We start from the raw sequence: 25,162 nt of genomic DNA, 5'->3' as shown, positions 1-25,162 counted from the left end.
AAACATATTATATTTATTTTCGTTAGAAAAGTTAATAAAAAAAATCACATGAAAGATTATAACACTCCATTTATTATAGAATTCCCGAAAATTGGTAAATCAGATTTAGGTTTTATATCTATTGCCGAAAAAGAAAATCTACCATTTGTCCCGAAAAGAATTTACTGGACATATTATACCCCTGAAGATGTAGAGAGAGGGGGACATTCTCATTTTGATCTCCAGCAGATTCTTGTAGCCGTGGCAGGCAAAATTGAAATAACCACAGAACTGCTAAACGGCGAGAAAAAGAGCTTCATTTTGGAGCGTCCAAATGTTGGACTTTTTATTCCAAAAATGTGTTGGAGAACAATGAAATATACTCACAATGCCGTACAAATGTGTATTGCAAGCAATGAGTACGATGAAAAAGATTATATCAGGGATTATAATGTATTCCTCGAAACAAAATGAGTAAACACGACATTAAAAAAAAACATAGAATCCTACTTTGGAAAAAAATAAAGTACTCTATTAAATCTCTTTTTGTAAAACCTAATGCCCTTTTTGTTGATTTCATACCTTTAGATAATATTGATGATAGTTTTTGTATATCAAAAACCCTCATAAAACCATCTTCAAAAATTAAAACTTATCTCCCAAAAGAAATATCTGAAGAACAAAAATATATCCAAACGTTTTCACCGGATATCTATCTTTTTTTGATGAAAGACGTGATGGTAGCAGGAGATTCTTCATTCTTTGTATCAGTAAATAAAACTAAAATATTTTACGAAAAATTACATACTGATAACAGAACAGTATATTTGTATGAAGATAGGAATCTAGGATTTCATTCAGCGTCTCTGGCGAAAATAAGAAATTACGACGTAAAAGAATATCCTTTTGATGCTATTTATTTTGGAGGAATTTTCACATATAATTATTATCATTTTATAATAGATATCATTTCTAAAACTCAATTTTTAGGATCTATTCCTGAATCAAAATCTTTGACCGTAATTTTAGATTCGTCTATAAAAGAAAATGAAAATCTTAAAGCATTAGCTTATTTTTTCTTAAAAGATTATAAGGTAGAATTTTTAGACAGTGGATATTATCATTCTTTCAAAAATTTATGGTATATAAACACTCCTAATCCTACTATTCCAAACGTAGTTGATGGAACAAAATATGAAGCAGCTTTTACACGGATGTTGCCTGAATCTATCGAATATATCCGCACGATTTGTTTAGAAAACTATGATGTTGAAAAGGTAAATGTAAAAGCTACTTCAAAAGTATTTGTGGCTCGAAAGTCAACCTTTAGGAAGTACAATGAAGAAGAGCTTTTAAATATTGCTAAAACATACGGATTTCAACCGATCTATTTTGAAGATTTAAACCTGCATGAGCAAATTTTCATCATGAGAAATGCAGACTATATTATAGGCTCAAGCGGCGCTGCATGGACCAATATTCTATTTACACAATCAACCGGCAAAGGTTTAATATGGCTAGGAACAGTATGGGGAGATTTTTCAGTTTTTTCCACATTAGCAAATCTTGTAAATTTTGATCTCTATCATTTAAGATATCAAAGCAAAAGTGAAGACTTTCATGAAAATTATATTTTAGATCCTAAAATATTTGAAGAACACCTTATTCAATTATTAAAACTATGATACACCCTACCTCAGATGTACAAACAACCAACATTGGTGAAGGTACAATGATTTGGCAATTTTGTGTTGTCCTAAAGCGTGCCACTATAGGCAAAGATTGTAATATTAATTTCAATGTTTTTATCGAAAATGATGTAACAATAGGAGATCATGTGACAATCAAACCTGGTGTTCAAATTTGGGATGGAACTACAATAGAGGATAATGTTTTTATAGGCCCGAACGTTACATTTACCAATGATAAAAATCCGGTCTCTAAAAATAAAGATTTTAAATTATTGAAAACTATTGTAAAAAAAGGAGCTTCAATTGGAGCAAACTCCACTATTCTACCCGGGATAATAATTTACGAAAATGCAGTTGTGGGCGCAGGAAGCGTTGTTACGAAAGATGTTCCACCAGGTGAAACGTGGTTTGGAAATCCTGCGAAGAAAAGACTGTAATAAAATAAAAAGACAGTATCCCTGCGAAAACTTAGGATGACACTGTTTTTTTAACGATTGAATATATTAAGATATCTGTGCCACATTACTAATATGAATTTTCGTCCTTTGCTTCAACAAAAAAGCGTCAATACTTTATATATAGTATTGACTCTCTTTCCGCTACTTTGTATCATATACCATCTTAAGGACACTTTTTTAGACGACTCATACATAACGCTCACCTATTCAAAACATCTGTTCTACGAAGGTCAGCCTCTATACAATACCGCAGATACAATTCATGGAAATGGGCAGACCAGCGTGTTGTGGATGCTCATTGAAAGTTTATTTTTCTATTTAAAATCAGTAAATCCCATTTATCTGAATAAGCTTTTAAGCTTGCTATTTTCTCTGATAATTTTTACATCTTTATTTGTCTCATTTAAAAAACAGAAATTTTTACCTACAAAATTTTTCATTTTATTATTTTCTGTATTTTACAGTTATTGGTCTGCACTGAATGTTTCTCATGGTTTAGAAACATTACTCTTCGCAGCCACACTCCTACTATTTTTACAACATCGCAGTAAAAGCATTACATATCTTTTGGCATTCTTACTTCCTTTTATCAGGCCAGAAGCAATAGTTATCACATTCTTTTACATTTTTGATACAAAACTGTTTTCGAAGTATTTCTTCTGGCGTCTTTTGATTGTTCTTTCTTCAATATTCACCTATATATTATATCTATGGTTTTTTTACGATTTTTTGATTCCACTTCCCCTTCTTTTAAAAAATACGCAGGAATTTTCGGCTGTAAGAATCCGAAACTTTATTATCATGATCGCCATATTTTCTCCAATATTTTTTTACTGTCTAAAGAATTATAAAACAAAATTCTTTTTTTATTTACCTTTATTTTTTTTTATTGTTTACTATTCATTTTTCATCGATGAGGTCATGAATTTTTTCGGACGTTATCAGTATCCCTTATTTATCTATTTCGTTTATTTTCTACAGGATGAAAAGGTAAAAATTACAGCCCACAAAATCACAGATTCAACACTTTACATTTTAAGTTCCATAGGAATTTATCAATATTACAACTTCATCAACAATCATAAAAATTTTTACGAAAACACCTATTCTGCAGGATTAAAGAACGGCCCTGTCTATCTCGGAACATATTTAAAACAAAGATCTATTCAGGAAAATCAAAAACTAAAAATTATTAATTCTGATGCAGGAGCCATCGCTTATTTTTCGGAATGCTACCTATATGACACCTGGGGTTTGAATAATGCTACATTACTTCAAACTAAGAAAAATAGAAATTGGACTGCTTATATAGCCTATTTAAAAAACATATCTCCTCATTACATTATACTTATTTCAAAAGAATCTCATACTTTTGTTCCAAAATTAGATTTCGAAGATAAAATATATAAGCATTTTAAATTAAAAGATAAATCTCCGGAGCTGATTAGAAAATTCGATAATAATTACTATTATTTTTTATATAAGGTATATGATTAAGTTTCTTGATCTTCAAAAAATAAATCTACTTAACCAAGTAGAAATTGAAGAAAACATATTGAAAACCTTCCAAAGCGGATGGTACCTTTTGGGTGAGCAAACCAAAAATTTTGAAGAAAATCTTTCAAAATATATCGGTGTAAAACATATAATCGGAGTTGCTAATGGTTTAGATGCACTTAGGTTAATCATTAGAGGATATTTAGAATTAGGCTATTTTAAGGAGGGTGATGAGATTATTGTGCCTGCGAACACTTATATTGCATCCATTCTTGCTATCACAGACAACAAATTGGTTCCTGTTTTTGTAGAGCCAGATCCTCAGACGCACAATTTGGATTTTGATAAAATAGAAGACGCAATTTCTGATAAAACAAAAGCTATTATGACTGTTCACCTTTATGGACAGGTAGCTTTTAGCAATAGACTTAGAGAAATTGCAGAGCAACATAAGCTAAAAATTATTGAGGACAATGCCCAGGCAATAGGAGCGGAATATGAAAATATAAAAACAGGTGCTTTAGGTGATGCCGCAGGATTTAGTTTTTATCCCGGTAAGAATTTAGGCGCTTTAGGTGATGGTGGTGCCGTTTCAACTAATGATACAGAACTGGCAAATATTATTCGTGCAATCGCCAATTATGGGTCAAGCCAAAAGTATATCAATACCTACAAAGGCTTAAATTCTAGGCTTGATGAAATTCAGGCTGCCGTATTAGATGTGAAACTAAAATATCTTGATACAGATAATGCTAAGAGAAGAAAAGTTGCCGAGCAATATATTTCACAAATTAAAAACTCTGACATCATTCTGCCAAATGTAGAAGGACTTCCTGAATCTCATGTATGGCACTTATTTGTTATTCGTACAAAAAGAAGAAATGAGCTGCAAGAGTTTTTAAGCAAAAATAATATTCAATCTCTTATACATTACCCTATTCCACCTCATCAACAACAATGCTATACGGAATACAGTGAACTTCAGCTACCAATTACAGAACGACTTTCTGAAGAAGTCATCAGCTTACCCATTAGCCAAGTGATGACTGACGAGGAGATCGCTCATGTAATTACTGTTATTAATCAATTTTAAATTATTTTCATGGCCAATTCTCCGCTTGTAAGTGTATTAATTATCACCATGAATCATGAAAAATTTATAGAACAAGCATGTAGGTCTGTGATATCACAGACCTACAACAATATAGAAATTATTTTTTTAGATAATAAATCGGATGACAAAACTTTTGAGCTAGGAAAAGCGGCACTTACTAAATCCAACATTCCGTTTACGGCAATTGAAAATACAGAACGCTTTGGTGTAGCAAAAAACCTCAATATATTAGTAAGCCATGCTTCGGGTGACTATATATCGATTCTTTCCGGTGACGATTGGTATACAGACAATAGCATTGAAGAGAAAGTAAAATTTATTCAGGAAAAGAATGTGGATTTTGCTTTATCGGATGGGTACAAGTATTTACAAAATGAAGATCGGCTCATTGATGCCTATAGCCTGAAAACCAAAGAAAAAATTATCAATAGTATTCCTAATTTCTTTCATGAAAATGTCACACAAAATATTCCTATAAATGTGGGTGTTTTCGTAAAAAAAGATCTATTAAAAGAATATCCTTTTGATGAAAATATTCATGCCGAAGATTGGGATATGAATCTCAGACTGACTTCTTTAGGTTACCGAATTGGTTTTATAGACAAAAAGTTATTTTATTACAGAATATTATCAAACAGTCTTTCTACAAATTGGGTACTGATGGAGGATGCCTTCCAGAAAATCACAAAAAAATATATTGAGTATATTAATGCGGATAATAAGCTTAAGAAGAAATACACCGTAAATCTTCTTAAACATAAATATGGAGTAAAATTATCCTTGGCAAAATCTGAAAAAGAGAAAAGAAAAATAACCAAAGAATGGAAAAGAGAAAAATATAAAGCAAAATACACACAGCCAATACTATTTTTCAAACTCTTATTCCTGAAATAAATCCTCAGTTACGATTATAATCATCATCCAGCCTTACAATATCATCCTCACCAAAGTAAGTTCCGGTTTGTACCTCTATAAATACCACTGGTTTTTCTGAAAGATTCATGATTCTATGCTTAGCTCCCAGTGGGATGAAAATACTTTCACCATAAGATAATTTTATTTCTTCATCATCTAAAATTATCGTGGCATCACCTTCGATGATTGTCCACTGCTCCTGTCTTTTATGATGATATTGATAGGATAATTTTTGGCCAGGATTTACTTCGATTCTTTTAAGTTTATAATGAGGTTCATCAGCTAATACAAAATATTTTCCCCAAGGTCTTTCGCCAATTTCAAGCATATTATAATCATTATTTCCAACAAAAATAATAATAATCTCATAAGAAAAACTTTTTTTTAAAATTAATTATAGAAATTTGCAGAAAATTATTTACAATGAAAATAAGTGCATTTAGCTACGTGAGAAATGGTTTTTCTTATGGAGTTCCTTTTATAGAATCTTTGCAGTCCGTTTTACCTTTATGTGATGAATTGATTGTTGCTGTAGGGGATTCTACTGATGGTACCAGAGAAGCTATTGTCAATTTGCAAAATCCTAAAATAAAAATAATTGATACTATTTGGGACGAGAAATCTACTAAAGCAGGGAAAATATTTGCTCTACAGGCTAACATTGCATTTATTGGTATATCATCTGATACGGATTGGGTAATACACATTCAGGCAGATGAAGTTCTACACGAAAAAGACTACAATCTTATTCTCGACAGTATAAAAAAAGCAGACAACAACCCTTCTATAGAAGGATTTCTACAGCCATTTTTACATTTTTGGGGAGATTATAATAACATAAGAAATAGCAGAAGAGTTCACCGACATGAAATCAGAATATTCAAATACAATCCTAATATCAGAGCGTATCGAGATTCACAAGGGTTTCGTAAATATAAATCCATATCAAATTACGATAACGGAACCGAAAAAGGTACCAAACTAAAAGTTGCTTACTTGAATGCACCAATATATCACTATAACGGTGTAAGATCTTCAGAAAATATGACCCTAAAAATTAATAATTTTATCTATTATTATGGTGAAAGTAAAGAAATATTGGAAGAACAACCAAAGGTTGCCTACAACTACCATACAATAGATCGAGTTACTAAGTTCGAAGGATCCCACCCTGCCGTAATGTTTAAGAAAATATCAGAATACAGCTACATATTTAACCATGATAAATCTCAGGCAATTTGGAAAAAGAAAGATAAATATCTACAACCTATTGAAGATTTATTAAAAATTAGATTCGGAGAATACAAAAATTATATTCTTGTAAAAAACAAGTCATAATGTTTTTAGATAAATCCAATACAGTATTGTAAATTTGCAAAAATTTATTTAAAATGGAGAAAGTAAGAGTACGTTTTGCTCCAAGTCCTACAGGACCATTGCATTTGGGAGGCGTAAGAACTGCGTTATATGATTATCTTTTTGCTAAAAATCAGGGAGGCGAATTTGTATTGAGAATTGAAGATACGGATACCGCAAGATATGTTGAAGGAGCAGAAGATTATATCGAGGAAGCCCTTGAATGGTGCGGAATCATCGCCGATGAAAGCCCTAAAAAAGGAGGAAAATTCGCTCCATACAGACAATCTGAAAGAAGAGATATTTACGACAGATATACCGAGCAGATCTTAAAAACTGATTATGCCTATATCGCTTTCGATACAGCCGAAGAATTAGACGCCATCCGTGCCGAGTATGAGGCAAAAGGAGAAGTTTTCTCTTACGATAATAAAACTAGAAACCGTTTGAGAAACAGCATTGCACTTTCTGACGAAGAAGTTCAAAAATTATTGGATGAAAAAACACCGTATGTTGTAAGATTTAAAATGCCTGTTGACAGAACTTTAAATCTTGTAGACATTATCCGTGGAAATTCCTCTGTAAACACCAATACTCTGGATGATAAAGTTTTGGTGAAAAACGACGGAATGCCGACGTACCATTTCGCCAATATCATCGATGACCACGAAATGGAAATTTCTCATGTCATCCGTGGTGAAGAATGGCTGCCTTCCTTGGGTTTACATACTTTATTATATGAAGCAATGGGTTGGGAAGCGCCTCAGTTTGCACACCTTTCTTTGATTTTAAAGCCAGACGTATCCACATTAATTAACAAAGAAAATATTGATAGCATTACAAAATCTTTCACAGAAGAATTTGTGGCAAAAAACAGTCAGTTTTCTTTTGATGACTCGGCTGCAATTATTAAATCTTTCTTTTCAGAAGTAAAAAGTCCAAGATTCAAATCTATGTTGGGAGAGAATGAAAAGGATAATGAAATAACAGCTTCTGTAAAACAGTTTTTAAAGAAAGGAATTTCAGGAAAACTAAGCAAAAGAGACGGCGATAAATTCGGGTTCCCGGTTTTCCCATTGAATTTTACAGATCCTGCAACAGGAAATGTTTCCAAAGGTTACAGAGAAAGCGGATATCTTCCGGAAGCTTTCATCAATATGGTGGCACTTTTGGGTTGGTCGCCTGCAGATGATAAAGAGGTTTTATCGTTGGATGAAATGGCAAAAGAATTTGACCTGAATAAAGTTCATAAAGCGGGGGCAAGATTCAGCAAGGAAAAAGCGGAATGGTTCAATCATCAGTATATTCAGCAAAAATCTGATGAAGAGTTACTTAAAATTTTAAAAAATTCAGATTTAAATTTGAACATCGAGGATGAAAAACTATCAAAAATTATTCATCTGATGAAAGAAAGAGCAACCTTCCCGAAAGACATCTACGAAAACGGAAAATTTTTCTTCGAAGCACCTACTTCTTATGACGAAAAAGCATCAAAAAAGGCATGGAATGATGAAACTTCTGCTGTTTTAGGAGAATTGACTTCAACTTTAGAAGGAGCCGATTTCAATGCTGAAAATTTAAAGCAAATCGTTCACGATTTCGCGGAAAATAAAGGTTTGGGAATGGGTAAAGTGATGATGCCGCTGCGTTTATCGTTGGTAGGAGAATTGAAGGGGCCAGACGTTCCGGACATCATGGAACTTATTGGTAAAGAGGAAACTATCTCCCGAATAAGCAATGCTGTAAACAATTTTAAATAAAATTACCATAATTTTTCATACATTTGAAAGATTTAATTTACTTCAAGAAATGGAATATTTAAGTTTCGAACTTCCTATCAAAGACCTAATGGATCAACTTCAAACTTGTTCTTTAGTAGGAGAAGAAAGTGGTGTTGATGTAAAATTAGCATGCAGCCAGATAGAGGATAAAATCATAGACAAGAAAAAAGAAATCTATGGAAACCTTACGCCTTGGCAAAGAGTACAGCTGTCCCGTCACCCGGATCGTCCTTACACATTGGATTATATCAACGGAATGGTGGATAAAGGCAGTTTCTTAGAACTTCACGGAGACAGAAATTTCGCTGATGATCCTGCAATGATTGGTGGTTTAGCCACTTTAGACGGGCAGAAAGTAATGATCATCGGAACTCAGAAAGGAAGAACAACTAAAGAAAGACAGCACAGAAGATTTGGAATGCCGAATCCTGAAGGCTACAGAAAAGCTTTGAGATTGATGAAGCTTGCTGAAAAATTCAGAATTCCTGTCGTAACTTTGGTTGATACACCGGGAGCTTATCCAGGTCTGGAAGCAGAAGAAAGAGGACAAGGTGAGGCAATCGCAAGAAATATTTTCGAAATGACGATGCTTAAAACTCCAATCTTCACTTACATTATCGGTGAAGGTGCAAGTGGCGGTGCATTAGGAATTGGTGTAGGAAACAAAGTATACATGTTGGAAAATACTTGGTACACGGTAATTGCACCGGAAAGCTGCTCATCAATCCTTTGGAGAAACTGGGATCATAAGGAAGATGCAGCAAACGCATTGAACCTTACTCCGAAAGATGCTTTAAGAGAGAAATTCATCGACGGAATCGTGGAAGAACCTCTTGGAGGAGCACATTATGATCCTGAAACAACTTATTTAAATTTGAAAAACTCAATATTGCAAAATATTAAAGCCTTTTCAAAATTCACAGGACAGGAACTTGAAACTCAAAGACAGGACAAATTCATCGCAATGGGTCAGTTTAAAGGATAAAAATAAAAAACGGTTAAGAAATTTCTTAACCGTTTTTTATTTAGTTTTCTTCTTCTATTATTTATTCACTCAAATTCAGTTCAAGCTCTATATCTTTATTAATCTTTTTTAATGATGAATATTTCGCATCACACACCATTGTTGTTAAAACATATTCTCCCTTTTCCACCAGTACAAAATTCTGTCCTTTAGCAGGAACATCAAGATTATAGTATTTTTTTCCGCTGATTTTTACAATCAGATTACATTTTGATCTGTTCTTAATATTAATATAAGCTTCCTTATCCATAGGGTCATCATTAAAAAGGTGCGTCAACATGGCGGCCGTTCTTTTATGTTCTTCACTTGGCCCTGCTGATTTTTTGCTTGATGTACCTACACTTGCATAGTTTACTGTTCTTTCAGTTTTTGCCGCGCCTGCATTGGTTGCAGCTGCAATTGTTTTAGAATTATTCAGGCTGTTGCTTTCCAAAACCATTTGTCTGATTTTATCTTCACTCACCCCTCTTATGGTTGGTTTTGCTTCCGGAGAATTATCTGCCATAATCATGGCTACCAGCTTTCTTTTAAAATGATCTGTTTTGGCGTGCCCGGGATTCTGCTTCAGAAATCCTGCAATCACTCTTGCTTCGGAAGTGGTTTCGGCTTCACTTTCTGTATAAATAATTGCCGTTTCTTTTTCCACAATGGCTTTGGATTTCGTTTTTTTCTTTTTTTGAGAAAAACCGAGCGTGAAAATACACAAGAATATAAGAAGAAATATTTTTTTCATTAAATAGCCCTTTAAAAATTTATTAAATATATAAAATAACGCAAAAAGTCATTTTTTAGTTTATCATTAAAATTATTATCTTTGCACAGCTTTAAAATTAAGCTAAAAATTAATACTAATATTAAATAAAAAAACAAATAGATATTATGTCTTATACACCAGCTGCTGCAGACGTAGCAAAATTGAGAAACCAAACAGGTGCAGGTATGATGGACTGCAAAAAAGCTTTAGTTGAAGCTGAAGGAGATTTCGAAAAAGCGGTAGATATCCTTAGAAAAAAAGGACAGAAAGTTGCTGCTAACAGAGCTGACAGAGAGTCTACTGAAGGAGCAGTAATCGCAAGAGTAAACGAGGATAACACGTTAGGTGCTATTATCTCTTTAAACTGTGAGACTGATTTCGTAGGTAAAAACGAAGCTTTCATCGAGCTAGCTTACGAATTAGCTGAAATGGCGATCTTTGCTGCTACTAAAGAAGAATTATTGGCTACAGATTTCCACGGAATTACTGTTGCTGAAAAATTGATCGAGCAGACAGGTGTTATCGGTGAAAAAATCGAGATCGGTGCATTCGAAAGAATCGAAGGTCCTTATTTAGGAGCTTACATCCACGCTGGAAACAAAATTGCTGCAATCACTTCTCTTTCTGCTAAAGTAGACGGAGCTGACGAAGTTGCCAAGTCTGTTTCTATGCAGGCTGCTGCAATGAACCCAATTGCTCTTGACGAAACTTCTGTTTCTCAGGAAACGATCGATAAAGAATTAGAAATCGAAAGACACAAACTTGTAGAAGAAGGTAAGCCTGCAAACATTATCGACAATATCTTGAAAGGTAAAATGCAGAGATTCTACAAAGACAACACTTTGGTACACCAGGATTTCATCAAAGATAGCTCTATCTCAGTTGCTGACTATGTGAAGTCTGTAAACGGAGATCTTAAAGTAACAGGATTCATCAGAATCAGCTTGTAATCTTTTTAGATTTTAAAAATATAAGTCCCGATGATTTTTTCATCGGGATTTTTTTTGCTTAAAAATATGGTATTCGTTAAATATTAACTGATTATTAAATATTTAGCAATTCGCATTTGTATACAAATCTGTAATATAAAACACTGTAAAAATTGATGATTAATGTTTAGATTTGCAGCCCTTTATTATTAGACATGAAAAAATTTTTACTAATTATCTGCACTTTTTTCTGCATAATTGCTAATGCCCAATTAGATACGGAACATTGGTTTGCGCCGATGTCTGCCAGCTCTCTCCAAGGCACTCCGGAATGCTATCTCTACCTTTCTACCAACGAAACAACTCCCTTTCCAGTACAGATTTACAATAACAATACCATATTTTCTACCGTACAGGTAAGCAAAGGTAATCCTGTACAGGTAACGATCCCGAATAATTTTATGATTGCTTCTACCTTGTCTAATCTTTTTACACAGAGAACGATGGGATTAAACGTAAAAGCGAATAAAAAATTCTTTGCCAATTTCAGGTTTGCCGTTCCCAGCCAGGCAGAAATCATTACGTCAAAAGGATTGGCAGGTATCGGTAAAAACTTTTTTGTGGGAGTATCTCCGAATACCACAGCAAAACCTTACGTAAACTCAACCATCGGATTTGTGGCTACGGAAGACAATACGACAGTAACACTATCCAATTATAACCCAGGAGTTGTTTTCTCCGATGGTGTTTCTGCTTCCTCAAGAACTTTTACCATCAATAAAGGTAAATCTTATATTATTGAAGCCCGAAGCGATTTATCCATCAATAATTTGGCGGGATTAGTCGGAGCAAAAATTACAGCTAACAAACCGATTTCTGTCACCAACGGAAACTTCAACAGTATTTATACCACCCAGAACAACAGTAATGTAGATGTACTGATGGATCAGGCTGTTCCTGTGGAAAGATTAGGTAAAGACTTTATCATGGTGAAAGGAAACGGCCCTGCGAATTCGGGGATGGAAGCAGCCTTGGTCATTGCTACAGAAAACAATACAAAGCTTACGGTAAACGGTAATCTTTTGCCCGGTGTTACTTTAAACGCAGGACAATATTATATGGTACAGGGAACAAATTACATTAATCAGGGAAGTGGTCATTATAATATGAGTATTTCTGCGACGAGCAACGTGTATGTTTATCAGCTTCTTGCAGGAACTTCCGGAAGTACAGTCTATGCAACCGGAGGAATGAATTTCATCCCGCCTTTAAGCTGTTTTTTACCGAAAGAAATTAATGAAATTGGATTTATTAATAAAATAGGATCCGACACATTCAATACAAAACTTAATATCATCACTCAACTTGGTGCAACGGTAACTTTTAACGGAGGAGCAATAGCAGCAGGAAATGGACCTTACCCAGTAACCGGAAATCCAAACTGGGTAAGTTACTCTATTCCGAGTGTGACAGGAAATATTACCGTCAATTCTACACTTCCGGTAACAGCGGGAATTGCCGCAGGGAATGGTGCTGTAGGATATGGCGGATATTTTGCGGGATTTTCTTCTGTTCCTGCCATCACAAAAACAGGAGATTGCTATGCGGGAATTCTTTTGCAGGTTGATAATAATTATGATGCTTACCAGTGGTTTTTAAATGGAAATCCAATTCCGGGAGCAACTTCTTTTTCTATTAATCCTGAACTATACGGAGCCGGAGATTACACTTGTTTAATTACAAAAAACAATTGTGAAACAAGGTTAACAACCCCTTACAATTATACACTATGTCCTCCGATTTCCACAACGACATACAATATCGGATCTTGTAACACAAAAGTAATTGCACCTGCATTTACAAACTCTACACAAACGATTATTCCTTCTCTTACGAATATTATTTCAGCTCCTACATCAGGGACTGCAACCGTAAATCCTGCAACAGGACAAATTACTTATACCCCAAACCCTTCTACAACCAGTACAATCGATTCATTTATTTATTATATTCAGGGAAATGGAAATCCTTTTGATTTTGAATATTTTAAAATTATCATTAACACCAATGTTCTTCAGGTAAACAATGGAACTTTAACCACCTGTTTTGGAACAGCTTACGATCTCACTTCAGTAAGTCTTTCGCCGGATGCAGGTGCTACCGTTACTTATTTTGCAGATTCAAACTTGTCCGCACAGATTATGAATCCGACATATTATCCATCACCTTCGGGAACAGTTTATGCCACTGTAACTTCTCAATATGGATGTTCAAAGCCAGCTCAGATTATATTAGCTGTGAATCCCGCACCGAATGTAAATAATGCAGCTTTAAACTCCTGTGCCGGAGCAGGCGGAAACGGAATTTACGACCTTACTTCAGCAAATATTTCTTCTGAATCCGGAGTTACAGTAACTTATTTTACAAATTCAAATTTAACAGGACAGATCACCAATCCGACAACCTATTCCGGACCTGCGGGAATTGTTTATACTAATGTAACCTCATCTGCAGGGTGTTCAAAAACAGCGCAGATTACATTAACGACAACTCCGGCTCCCAATATCAATACAAGTAACTACAATGCCAATTTGTGTGATGATAATTTAGACGGCGTTATTAATGTAAACTTTTCCACTGTAACTCCGCAGATCGTTACTACTCCTGCAAATTTTAATGTCAGATATTATTTAAATCAGACCGATGCCAATGCAGGAAACAATAATACGTTACCAGCGAACTGGACTTATTCTGCCAACACAACCGTTTATGTAAGAGTAGATGCAATTTCAGGAAGCTGTCCGGCTGTTTTTGGCCAGATTAATTTTAAGATCGGAAATAAAATTACTTTACTAACGAATACAGTAAATACGGATATTTGCGATAATAATCTGAATGGCTCTGAAAACATAATCCTCAACGATTACAAAAATTTATTTACGTCAAATCCTGCCATTACGGTAACCTACCATGCTACCTTAGGGGATGCCCAAAACGGTACGAATACTATATCTCCCAATCAAACGATCACGGCTCCGAAAGCTTTTTACTTAAGATTTGTAAGCGGAACAGAATGTCCCAATACGGGAATGATCAATTTAGCTTTAAAATCTCCTAAAAAATCTGAACAATTGCGTGATTTGGTTGTTTGTTCTACAGAGAAAGTGATTTTAGATCCCGGAACAGGGGGCTTCACTTCTTACAAATGGAGCACAGGAGCAACCACACAAACCATTCTTACAGGTGCGGGAAGCTATTATGTGGATTTAGGTTTTAACGGCTGTGTTTATAGACAATACGTAAATGTAACAACTGCGCAGGCTCCGATCATCACAAGCATTAACGTTACCGGAACAACGGCTAACATTAACGTTACCGGTGGAACTCCGCCTTACCAATATTCATTGAACGGAATTGATTACCAGACATCAAATACCTTTACCAATTTAACACGGGGAGTACATACTGTACACGTTTTGGGAAGAGACGGCTGTCTGCCTGTAATTAAAGAGTTTTTAGTTTTAAATCTTATCAATACCATTACCCCCAACGGTGATGGAATAAATGATGTACTGAATTATTCAGACTTAAGAATAAAGCAAGATGTATCCATTGAAATTGCAGACCGATATGGTGCGTCTGTGCATAAGTCAGCCAGCAATAATTATACATGGGACGGAAAGTCAGACGGCAGAACTTTACCCACCGGAACCTATTGGTATATTCTGAAATGGATAGAGCCCGATACTAAGATACCGGTTTCATATTCCGGTTGGATTTTAATCAAAAATCGATAGAAATTAGCTTTTAAATAAAGAAATATTGATCCCGGTGATATTCGCCGGGATTTCTGTTTAACAATTACGAGATCGCATCACAGATTAAAGAAATATTAAATATTCAATAAAAACACAAATTATAGAAATTGTGTATTAAAATTTGTATAAAAAATTGATTTTTAATACTTACATTTGCATCCCCTATCAAAAAAAATGAAAAAACTATTATTAACCATTTGTACATTTCTTTGTTTATTATTCAATGCCCAACTTGATACAGATCATTGGTTTGCTCCGATGTCTGCCAAAGCGGGAAGTAATAATCTCGACGGATACTTATATTTATCTACCAATGAGGCAACTCCGTTTGATGTTCAGATTTTTAATAATAATACGTTATATACCACAGTACAGGTAAGCAAGGGAAATCCTGTACAGTTGGTTATTCCCAATTACTTCTTAATAACAACCAATCCGGGAGATCTTTTTACCCCTAATGCAATGGGAATGTATGTGAAGGGATCTAAAAAATTCTTTGCCAATTACAGATTTTCTCTTCAGAACCACGCAGAAATCATTACTTCTAAAGGTCTTGCTGGTTTAGGGACAACTTTTTATGCAGGAGTAGTTCCTATTACAGGGATTGCCAGCTATGTGAATTCAACGATAGGAATTACGGCTACGGAAGACAATACATCAGTAGTTGTTTCAGGGTATAATCCTAATGTTGTTTTTTCAGACGGATCATCAAGCCCAAACAAAACTTTTGTTCTGAATAAAGGACAATCTTACATTTTAGACGCCACCAGTACAGACTCTCTGTATAATCTTGACGGGCTTACCGGAGCTAAAATAGAATCTACCAAACCTATTTCTGTTACCAACGGAAATTTTAACGGAATATATACCGATTTTAATTTTACCAACAATGATGTTTTAATGGATCAGGCAGTTCCTGTAGACCGTTTGGGCAAAGATTTTGTGGTAGTGAAAGGAAACGGCAGCAATACTTCCGGAATGGAAACCGCTCTTATTATTGCTACTGAAGATAATACACAGCTTACTTTCAACGGAACAGCTTCAGGAGTTACCCTTAATACAGGACAATATTTCAGAGTTCCGAGCTCCAATTACATTGATCAAGGAGGAGGAAACTACAATATGGGAATTACCTCTAATAAGAATATTTATGTTTATCAGTTATTGGCAGGTGTTTCCGGAGCTACCGGAGCTAATGAATATGCAACCGGAGGGATGAATTTCATTCCGCCTTTAAGCTGTTTTATGCCTAATAAGGTTGATGAAATTGGTTTTATCAACAGAATCGGAAGCCAGACCTTCAGTACCCGACTGAATATCATTACCCAGACAGGAGCCACTGTTACATTAAATTCAAATCCTATTGCTGCGGCAAACGGCCCCTACCCTGTTACCGGAAACCCGAATTGGGTAACCTATACCATCCCGAATGTTATGGGAAATATTACCGTTAATTCTACCAAATCCGTAACTGCAGGAATTGCTGCGGGAAGCGGTGCTGTAGGCTACGGAGGATATTTTGCCGGATTTTCTTCTATCCCTGTAATTTCAAAAACCGGAGACTGCTATCTGGGAGTTTTATTGCAGGTTGACAATACATATGACGGCTATCAGTGGTATCTTAACGGCAATCCTATTTCCGGGGCGTCTTCATACTCTATCAATCCTGAACTATACGGAGCCGGAACCTATACATGTTTAGTCACAAAAAACAACTGTGAATCTAAATTAACAGCCGGTTATAATTACACTTTGTGTCCACCGATTACCACAACAACTTATACTATCGGATCCTGTAATACACAGATGATCTCACCGGCATTTACCACTTCCACACAAACAATCAATCCTTCGCATACAAATATCGTTTCACCTCCTACTTCAGGGACCGCAACGGTAAACCCTACGACAGGACAAATTATTTATACTCCTAATACAGGGCTTACAGCAGATACCAGCGATACATTCATTTATTATGCAGACGGAAATGGAAGCCCGGCAGACTTTGAATACTTCAAAATCATTATTAATATTGATGTTTTACAGACTACAAACGGAACTTTATCATCTTGTGCCAATGCAAGCGGAAACGGAACATTTGACCTTACTTCCGTAAGTGTGACACCAGATTCGGGAACTACCGTTCAGTATTTTACCAATTCTGCTTTAACAGGAACACCAATTGCAGCACCTGCAACTTACAGTGGTCCTGCAGGGACAATATATGCAAATGTAACCTCACAATATGGATGTACAAAAGTTGCCCAGATTACTTTAACCACTATTTCATCTCCAAACATCAATACAGCCAATTACAACGCAACTCTTTGTGACGATAATTTTGATGGAATTGTGAACGTTAATTTTGCAACCGTTACTCCACAGATTGTTACAAACCCGACAAGCTTTAATGTAAGGTATTATCTGGTTCAGGCAGATGCGAATGCGGGAAATGCCAATACGCTACCTGCAAACTGGACGTATACCACAAATACCACCGTTTATGTAAGAGTAGATGTACTTACAGGGAACTGTCCCGCAGCTTTCGGACAGATCAACTTTAAAATCGGAAACAGAATTGCCCTTCTTACAGGATCCGCCAATGTGGATGTTTGTGATAATGACATCAGCGGTTCAGAAAGTGTTAACTTAAATGACTTTAAAAACTTATTCACCACAGGAACCGGTATTACTTTATCATTTTATAATTCTTTAGCTAATGCTCAGGCAGGAACCAACTCAATATCTCCGCTTCAGACAATAACATCTACAAATACATTTTACATAAGATTTACAAGCGCCACGGAATGTCCCAGCACTGCGATGATCACTATTAACTTAAAAACTCCTAAAAAATCTGAAAGGCTAAAAGATGCTGTCGTTTGTGAGAACCAACTGATTACTTTAGATGCCGGAACAGGCTTTACATCTTACTTGTGGAGTACAGGGGCCACAACCCAAACCATAACTGTCGGTGCGGGAAGCTACTATGTAGATTTAGGATTTAACGGCTGTGTATACCGCCAGCCTGTAATCGTAACCACAGCACAGGCTCCAACAATTACAAAAATTGAAGTGTCCGGAAACACCGCTACCATAACCGTATCGGGAGGAACTCCACCATATCAATATTCTTTAAACGGAGTAGATTATCAGAAGTCCAATGTTTTTACAGGATTATCAAGAGGAATGCACAAAGTTTATGTATTAGGGGCGGATGGCTGTTTTCCTGTCATCAAAGAGTTCTTAGTGTTAAATTTAGTTAATGCCATTACTCCAAATGGTGATGGTCTTAATGATGTCTTAAACTATTCTGATTTGAGAATAAAACAAAATGTTTCCATCGAAGTTGCAGACCGCTACGGAGCCGTTATCTACAGATCGGAAAACAAGAATTATATCTGGGACGGAAAGGTAAACGAAAGACCTGTTTCTACCGGAACTTATTGGTACTTATTAAGATGGACAGAACCCGACACCAAATTACCAGTTTCCTATTCAGGATGGCTTTTAATTAAAAATCGCGAATAAAATTATAATTTTCTTTACATTTTTTTAACAATATTTCAAATATTATTTTAATTTTGTAGAAATCCTAATTCCTTATATATGAAAAGATTTCTACTTAGCTTAGTATTAGTTCTTTTGTCAATTAATACGCTCTTTGCACAAAGAGATACAGAGCACTGGTTTGCGCCGATGATGTCCCGGGCGGGCATGGGTTCTCACGCTCAGGCGATCTATTTTTCTACAGATTCCACTACACCTTTTCCTGTAGAAATTTATAACGACAATGTTTTAATCGGGACAGTTACAATTTCTAAAGGTCTTCCGCAAACCTTCAATTTATTAGCAACTACTCCTGCTCCTGGATTGCCGACATCTGCCAATCTTGTTGCTACAACACAGTCTCAGGTGTTTACTCCCATTAACAAAGGTATTTATACTAAAGCTGCAAAGCCTTATTATGCTAACCTAAGACTTTCAATTACCAGCCACGGTGAGATTTTGGTTTCCAAAGGAAAAGCTGGGATCGGTAAAAAGTTTTATGCAGCATATGCCCCCATTACGGAGGCAGGCAATACCCTTTACAACTTTACAACCGGTATTTTAGCTACTGAAAATAATACAGTTGTTACTGTTTCAGGATACTCTTCCAATGTAGTATTTTCTAATGGAACTACAGGAGCAACTACCCCTTCGATGTCTTTCACTTTAAACAAAGGGCAATCTTATATTATTGAAGGGCAAGGTACCCAGTCGGGAAACCAAACAGGGTTTATTGGAGCCAAAATTGAAGCAGACAAGCCGGTATCTGTAACCAACGGTAACTTTAACGGTCAGTTTTCTTGGGGACCGGTAGGATCTAGTTCAGATATTATCATGGATCAATCTGTTCCTGTGGACAGACTAGGAAATGAATTCGTTTTGGTAAAAGGAAATGGTAATGTAGCTGCTCAAATGGAAGATGCACTAATCATTGCTACTGAAAATAATACAGAAGTCCAAATTAACGGAGGTCCTGTAGTAGCCACTCTTAATGAAGGGCAGTTTTACAGGGTAAACGGACCTAATAACACAACTCCTGCAAATAACGTTAATTATATAGATCAGGGGAACGGACATAATAATATGTACATTAAAACATCTAAAAATGTATATGTTTATCAGCTTCTTGCTGGTTTGGCAACAAGTATTGCAACACTTGGATATAATTATATTCCGCCGTTAAACTGTTTCCTTCCTAGAAAAATTGATGAAATCGCTTCCATTAATGATCTTAACGGAACAACCAATGATATTAAACTTAATATTTTAACAGAAGCAGGGGCTACTGTAACGTACAACGTTGGCAGCGGACCTGCAATTACCCCCGCTGCTACACAAGGACCTTATCCGGTTACCGGAACCACAGCATGGGTATCTTATTCAATCCCGGGTTTAGCGGGTAATATCACTGTTACCTCCAGTAAAGCTGTTACTGCAGGTATTGCAGGAGGAAGTGGCGCAGTAGGATATGGAGGATATTTTGCAGGATTCTCATCAATCCCTGTTATTGCAAAAAAAACAGGAGAATGTGTACCTGGAATTGTCTTAGAAGTAGATGACAGCTATGAAGGATATCAATGGTACTTAAATGGTGTAGCTATTCCTGGTGCTACTCAAAATACATACACACCAACACAGGCAGGTAACTATACGGTACAGGTTTCTATGGGAACATGTCCTCCTATTACAACGCCTATCTATAAAGTATTTGCTTGTTTAAGAAATACAACAGCCAACTTAAATGCATGTGCCACAAAGGTAATTACACCTGCATTCTCATTTACTACTTCACAGGTTCCTGTTGCAAGTACGGTAACAATCCTTACTTATCCTACACACGGAACAGCTACATTGAATACTTCTAACGGACAGATTACGTACGTTCCTAACACAGGATATACAGGACCTGATACGATTGTTTATCAGTTCTGCGGAAATGCAGCTGAGTTTATTGATTGCGAACATGTAACTTTAAATCTCAATGTAGTTCCGTTCATTTTAACAGATAAAACGATTAAGACTTGTCAGTATAACGGGAAAGGATTCTTTGATCTTACAACAGCTGAAGTTACTTTATTAGATCCTGTTGTTAAAAAATTCTATCCTACATTAGCCGATCTAAATGCAGGAACTAATCTGATTACAAACCCGACCAACTACCTTTCATCTGCAGGTTTTGTATATGTACAGGTAACGACAACTGAGGGTTGTATTGGAAGTGCTAAAATCACATTGGCATTCTATCCTAGCCCAATTGTAAATGAAGCAACAATGAGCGAGTGTTTCCTTGAAACTGACGAAACAAAAGCAAGCTTCGATCTTACAACAGCCAATGTTTCAAGTGAAACTCCAATCACTAAAAAATACTATCCTACATTTGTAGATGCAAGCAACGGAACTAATGAAATTCTTAACGCAGACACCTACATTTCAGGAAACGGAGAAGTTTATATCAGAGTATACAACGACAACCAGTGTTATGCGATTGCGAAGGTAATCTTAAAAGTTATCCCTCCGAAAAGATCGCCTATTTTGGTAGACAAAATTATCTGTGTTGATGCAAGAACAACTCTTGATGCAGGACCTGGATACATGTCTTACAGATGGAGCACAGGAGCAACCACTCAGTCAATATCAAATGTTCCTATAGGTGATTATTGGGTAATCCTTGAAGATAACGGATGTTTCGTTAAACAGTTGGTAAGCGTGAAAAAAGCTGTAGAGCCGGTAATAACTGAAATTGAAATCTCGAATACTACAGTTACCGTTCATGTTTCAGGAGGAAAAGCACCTTTCCAATATGCGGTAGATGCTCCTACGAACTGGCAGGATTCCAACGTCTTCACAGGACTATCAAGAGGACAGCATACATTCTATGTAAAAGATGCTTACAACTGTAATCCTATTTCTGTAGAAATTACGGTACCAAATCTTATTAATGCAATTACTCCGAACGGTGATAATAAAAATGATGTTATCGACTACAGCGAGCTAGCATACAAGGACAATCTTACTTTCGTTATTTACGACAGATACGGAAATAAGATATTCACAGGGGATAAGTTCAACAATTATAAATGGGACGGTAAACATTTCGACAAAAAAATCGTAACCGGAACCTATTGGTATCACATCAACTGGAATGAGCCAAATAAAAACAAAACTCCAATTAAATATACAGGTTGGATTTTAGTTAAAAATATTGATTAGGATTTCTTACAATAAGTTTAAAACCACGATTTAATATCGTGGTTTTTTATTTTCAATTACTTGTTGCAATCGTAAGAATTAATTCCGTAGTTAAACTATGAAGGATTTAAAAGTTTAAAAAGCAATAACTACAGCAATGGATAGAAATAATTGAAAAAACGATTTTAAAAATCTGCTTTTTTTATATTTTTTATAAGTTTTAAGAAATAAAACTCTATTTTTGCTAAAACTAATCACAAGACTATGAAAAAACAGCTTTATTTCTTGATTTTATTTTTTTGTACATTTATTAGTCTTTCCGCCCAGAGAGATACAGAACATTGGTTTGCTCCATTTTCTTCGGCCGGTTCATTAGGAAGTGCAAAGCAAGCAATTTACCTCTCCACAGATTCTAACACGGCTTTCCCGGTTGAGGTTTTTAATAACAACGTTCTTATTACTACCATTACAATCAGTAAAGGCAATCCTCAGTTTTACTATATCAATACTCAGGATATGATAGGCTCTACTGCTGCCGAGCTATTTACAGTAGGCACAAAAGGGCTTTATCTAAAAGGAACCAAGCCTTTCTTTGCAACATTCAGGTTTACGGTTCCTGCTCATGGAGAGATTTTAACCTCTAAAGGAAAAGCCGGTATCGGAACAAAATTTTATGCTGTAGTTGCTCCGCTTACCAACAACTCAAATTCTATGAACTTTACCACAGGAATATTGGCAACCGAAGACAATACCACGGTTACAATTTCCGGATATTCCTCGAATGTTGTTTTTACCAACGGAACCACTGCTGTAACAACGCCGAGCATGTCTTTTACCTTAAATAAAGGCCAGTCATATCTTGTTGAAGGAAGAGGAAATCAGCCAGGAAATGCGCAAGGCTTTATCGGAGCTAAAATTGTTGCAGACAAACCAGTTTCTGTAACCAACGGAAACTTTTTGGGTGAATTTGGTTTAGGGATTACAGGTGGAGATATCGTGATGGATCAGTCGGTACCTATTGACAGATTGGGAAAAGAGTTTGTTTTAGTTAAAGGATACGGAAATATTTCTGCCCAAACCGAAGATGCGCTTGTTGTTGCAACTGAAGACAACACACAGATTTATGTAAATAATAATCCTCTTCCTGTAACAACAATAAATGAAGGGCAGTATTACAAAGTTAATGAGATTAGCAACACCAATTATATTAATCAGGGGAACGAGCATTATAACATGTACATCCGAACAAGTAAAAATGCCTACGTGTATCAATTACTTGCAGGAACGGCTGCTACCAGCGCAACGATCGGTTTCAATTACATTCCGCCGCTCAGCTGTCTTCTGCCAAGAAAAATTGATGAAATAGGAATGATACAGAATCTTCCTGTTACTCCCAACAATCAATCACAAAATACAATTAAACTCAATATCTTAACTGAAAAAGGAGCAACTGTTCTGGTTAATGGTCTGCCTTTGTCATCCACCGAAGGCCCATACGACGTTACCGGAACAAATGGCTGGGTATCATACTCCAAAACAGCAGTTACCGGAAATGTTACCATTGAATCTACCAAAGCAGTTACTGCGGGAATTGCTGGGGGAAGCGGTTTCGTAGGGTACGGAGGATATTTTGCCGGATTTACATCCGTTCCAGCGATCAGTAAAACAGGAGATTGTGTACCAGGAATTGTTCTTGAAACCGGAGACAGTTTTGAATCTTATCAATGGTATATCGGAACCACTCCTATTCCGGGAGCTACGAGCAATACCTATACTCCTATGCTGCCGGGTAACTATACCGTACAAGTAGGTATGGGAGGATGCTTTGCAGTGACACCCGTTTTTGTTATTGAATCTTGCTTCGAGCAAGTAACAAAAAGTTTAATTATTTGTGATCCTTCAAAGGTCATCGTTCCTAAATTTACCAATCATAATGTACCTGTTATTTTAGGTACTGTACAAATCGATAGCCCGCCAACTAAAGGAACTGCAGTTATTGATCCTGCGACAGGAAATATCACTTATACTCCGAACGCCGGATATGTTGGTAATGATACGCTTATTTACCATTTCTGCGCAAATCCTGCAACGGGTGTAGGCTGTGAACAGGTAACCCTGCAGCTGATTGTAGATCCGAATCCTACTGTAAAAAATGTGGTCATAAGATCTTGTTTCATCGAGGCCAATCCTTCGACGGCACTCTTCAACCTTGAGACGGCACCTATTACAACTCAGACAGGCCTTATTAAAAATTACTACCCTACATTAGCAGATCTTACCAACGGAACTAATGAAATTTCACCAGCTTCGTCTTATATTTCTACCGAGAAGAAAGTATATGTAAAAGTGACTAATTCAAACGGATGTTACAGTATTGCAGAAATCACATTAGCTGTAATTCCACCGGTGAGATCTAATGTACTTACTGATAAAATTATTTGTATTGAAGATACAACAGTCTTAGATGCAGGCCCAGGATTCGACGGATATGAATGGAGTACCGGAGCAACAACTCAAAGCATAACAGCAACAGTAGGTACCTATTGGGTTATTTTAAAAACCGGAGAGTGCTACACAAGGCAGCTTGTAAATGTAAAAGCAGCAATACAGCCGGTAATCTCCAATCTTGAAATAAAAAACAATACCATAACAGTAACAGCAATCGGAGGAAAAGCTCCTTATCAATATTCTTTAGATGGAACCAATTGGCAGGAATCCAACTTTTTCAGTAATCTTCCAAGAGGGGAAAACAGTATTTATGTAAAAGACTTTTACAATTGTGAGCCTATTGATGTAACGGTTACGGTTCCGAATCTGATTAATGCCATTACTCCCAACGGGGATAACAAAAACGATTATATTGATTATTCTGAATTAGCATACAAAAAAAACCTTGTTTTCAACATTTACGACAGATACGGAAACAAAGTTCATCAGGCAAATCAGTTTAATGCGTATAAGTGGGACGGAACCATGTTTGGCAAAAAATTACCTACTGCAACATATTGGTACGAAATCACCTGGACAGAGCCTAATAAAGCTCAAACCCAGATTAAATACTCAGGTTGGGTACTGGTGAAAAACTTTGAATAATAAATTTTAAATAAA

The 25,162-nt window shown here is 36.0% G+C and carries 16 protein-coding genes; 14 read left to right on the top strand and 2 right to left on the bottom strand.

Annotated elements, in window-relative coordinates:
- The first annotated feature begins 48 nt into the window (after nucleotides 1–48).
- From BUA89_RS18370 to BUA89_RS18345, 6 genes are all read left to right on the top strand, one after another.
- Nucleotides 49–453 (top strand): sugar 3,4-ketoisomerase, encoded by a 405-nt coding sequence (locus BUA89_RS18370; RefSeq protein ID WP_072961918.1) that lies wholly within the window; start codon nucleotides 49–51, stop codon nucleotides 451–453.
- Nucleotides 450–1,664 carry a glycosyltransferase family 61 protein gene (locus tag BUA89_RS18365; RefSeq protein ID WP_072961914.1) on the top strand — a complete coding sequence of 405 codons (1,215 nt, stop codon included), beginning with the start codon at nucleotides 450–452 and terminating at the stop codon, nucleotides 1,662–1,664. The genes BUA89_RS18370 and BUA89_RS18365 overlap by 4 nt, the downstream gene beginning before the upstream one ends.
- The gene (locus tag BUA89_RS18360; RefSeq protein ID WP_178362473.1) at nucleotides 1,661–2,107 is read left to right on the top strand and encodes an acyltransferase; all 447 of its coding nucleotides are present in this window, start codon (nucleotides 1,661–1,663) and stop codon (nucleotides 2,105–2,107) included. The genes BUA89_RS18365 and BUA89_RS18360 overlap by 4 nt, the downstream gene beginning before the upstream one ends.
- 942 nt (nucleotides 2,108–3,049) lie before the next feature.
- On the top strand, nucleotides 3,050–3,625 hold the full coding sequence (locus BUA89_RS22990) for a hypothetical protein (protein ID WP_143152394.1): 576 nt from the start codon (nucleotides 3,050–3,052) through the stop codon (nucleotides 3,623–3,625).
- On the top strand, nucleotides 3,618–4,718 hold the full coding sequence (locus tag BUA89_RS18350; protein ID WP_072961904.1) for a DegT/DnrJ/EryC1/StrS family aminotransferase: 1,101 nt from the start codon (nucleotides 3,618–3,620) through the stop codon (nucleotides 4,716–4,718). The genes BUA89_RS22990 and BUA89_RS18350 overlap by 8 nt, the downstream gene beginning before the upstream one ends.
- A gap of 9 nt (nucleotides 4,719–4,727) precedes the next feature.
- Nucleotides 4,728–5,633 (top strand): glycosyltransferase family 2 protein, encoded by a 906-nt coding sequence (locus tag BUA89_RS18345; protein ID WP_072961900.1) that lies wholly within the window; start codon nucleotides 4,728–4,730, stop codon nucleotides 5,631–5,633.
- A gap of 4 nt (nucleotides 5,634–5,637) precedes the next feature.
- Here BUA89_RS18345 and BUA89_RS18340 read toward each other — a convergent pair whose 3' ends face one another.
- Nucleotides 5,638–5,982 carry a phosphomannose isomerase type II C-terminal cupin domain gene (locus BUA89_RS18340; RefSeq protein WP_072961898.1) on the bottom strand — a complete coding sequence of 115 codons (345 nt, stop codon included), beginning with the start codon at nucleotides 5,980–5,982 and terminating at the stop codon, nucleotides 5,638–5,640.
- A gap of 95 nt (nucleotides 5,983–6,077) precedes the next feature.
- On the opposite strand from BUA89_RS18340, the gene BUA89_RS18335 reads away from it, so the two are divergent.
- Genes BUA89_RS18335 through BUA89_RS18325 form a run of 3 tightly spaced genes read left to right on the top strand, consistent with a single transcriptional unit; the run spans nucleotide 6,078 to nucleotide 9,776 of the window.
- Nucleotides 6,078–6,992, top strand: a complete 915-nt coding sequence (locus BUA89_RS18335) for a glycosyltransferase family protein (protein ID WP_072961894.1) — start codon at nucleotides 6,078–6,080, stop codon at nucleotides 6,990–6,992.
- A 53-nt stretch (nucleotides 6,993–7,045) separates the two neighbouring features.
- Nucleotides 7,046–8,770 (top strand): glutamate--tRNA ligase, encoded by a 1,725-nt coding sequence (gene gltX / locus BUA89_RS18330; RefSeq protein ID WP_072961891.1) that lies wholly within the window; start codon nucleotides 7,046–7,048, stop codon nucleotides 8,768–8,770.
- Between the two features lie 49 nt (nucleotides 8,771–8,819).
- The gene (locus tag BUA89_RS18325) at nucleotides 8,820–9,776 is read left to right on the top strand and encodes an acetyl-CoA carboxylase carboxyltransferase subunit alpha (RefSeq protein WP_072961888.1); all 957 of its coding nucleotides are present in this window, start codon (nucleotides 8,820–8,822) and stop codon (nucleotides 9,774–9,776) included.
- 61 nt (nucleotides 9,777–9,837) lie between these two features.
- Here the strand turns inward: BUA89_RS18325 and BUA89_RS18320 are convergent, their stop codons facing one another.
- The gene (locus BUA89_RS18320) at nucleotides 9,838–10,548 is read right to left on the bottom strand and encodes a DUF6759 domain-containing protein (protein WP_072961885.1); all 711 of its coding nucleotides are present in this window, start codon (nucleotides 10,546–10,548) and stop codon (nucleotides 9,838–9,840) included.
- 146 nt (nucleotides 10,549–10,694) lie between these two features.
- On the opposite strand from BUA89_RS18320, the gene tsf reads away from it, so the two are divergent.
- The 5 genes from tsf (at nucleotide 10,695) to BUA89_RS18295 (ending at nucleotide 25,147) form a co-directional block, all read left to right on the top strand.
- Nucleotides 10,695–11,519 (top strand): translation elongation factor Ts, encoded by an 825-nt coding sequence (gene tsf, locus BUA89_RS18315; RefSeq protein WP_072961882.1) that lies wholly within the window; start codon nucleotides 10,695–10,697, stop codon nucleotides 11,517–11,519.
- 194 nt (nucleotides 11,520–11,713) lie between these two features.
- Nucleotides 11,714–15,295: a T9SS type B sorting domain-containing protein gene (locus tag BUA89_RS18310; RefSeq protein WP_072961880.1), complete on the top strand. Its 3,582-nt coding sequence runs from the start codon at nucleotides 11,714–11,716 to the stop codon at nucleotides 15,293–15,295.
- Nucleotides 15,296–15,490: 195 nt separating this feature from the next.
- Nucleotides 15,491–18,847 carry a T9SS type B sorting domain-containing protein gene (locus BUA89_RS18305; RefSeq protein ID WP_072961876.1) on the top strand — a complete coding sequence of 1,119 codons (3,357 nt, stop codon included), beginning with the start codon at nucleotides 15,491–15,493 and terminating at the stop codon, nucleotides 18,845–18,847.
- Between the two features lie 78 nt (nucleotides 18,848–18,925).
- Nucleotides 18,926–22,075 carry a T9SS type B sorting domain-containing protein gene (locus BUA89_RS18300; protein ID WP_072961873.1) on the top strand — a complete coding sequence of 1,050 codons (3,150 nt, stop codon included), beginning with the start codon at nucleotides 18,926–18,928 and terminating at the stop codon, nucleotides 22,073–22,075.
- Nucleotides 22,076–22,318: 243 nt separating this feature from the next.
- Nucleotides 22,319–25,147, top strand: coding sequence for a T9SS type B sorting domain-containing protein (locus tag BUA89_RS18295; protein WP_072961870.1), 2,829 nt, complete (start codon nucleotides 22,319–22,321; stop codon nucleotides 25,145–25,147).
- The last annotated feature ends 15 nt before the right edge of the window (nucleotides 25,148–25,162 follow it).

It is taken from the genome of Chryseobacterium arachidis (genome assembly GCF_900129245.1).
GTDB lineage: Bacteria > Bacteroidota > Bacteroidia > Flavobacteriales > Weeksellaceae > Chryseobacterium > Chryseobacterium arachidis.
Note: the sequence above shows the minus strand (reverse complement) of the source record. Positions and strands in the feature narration are given on the sequence as shown.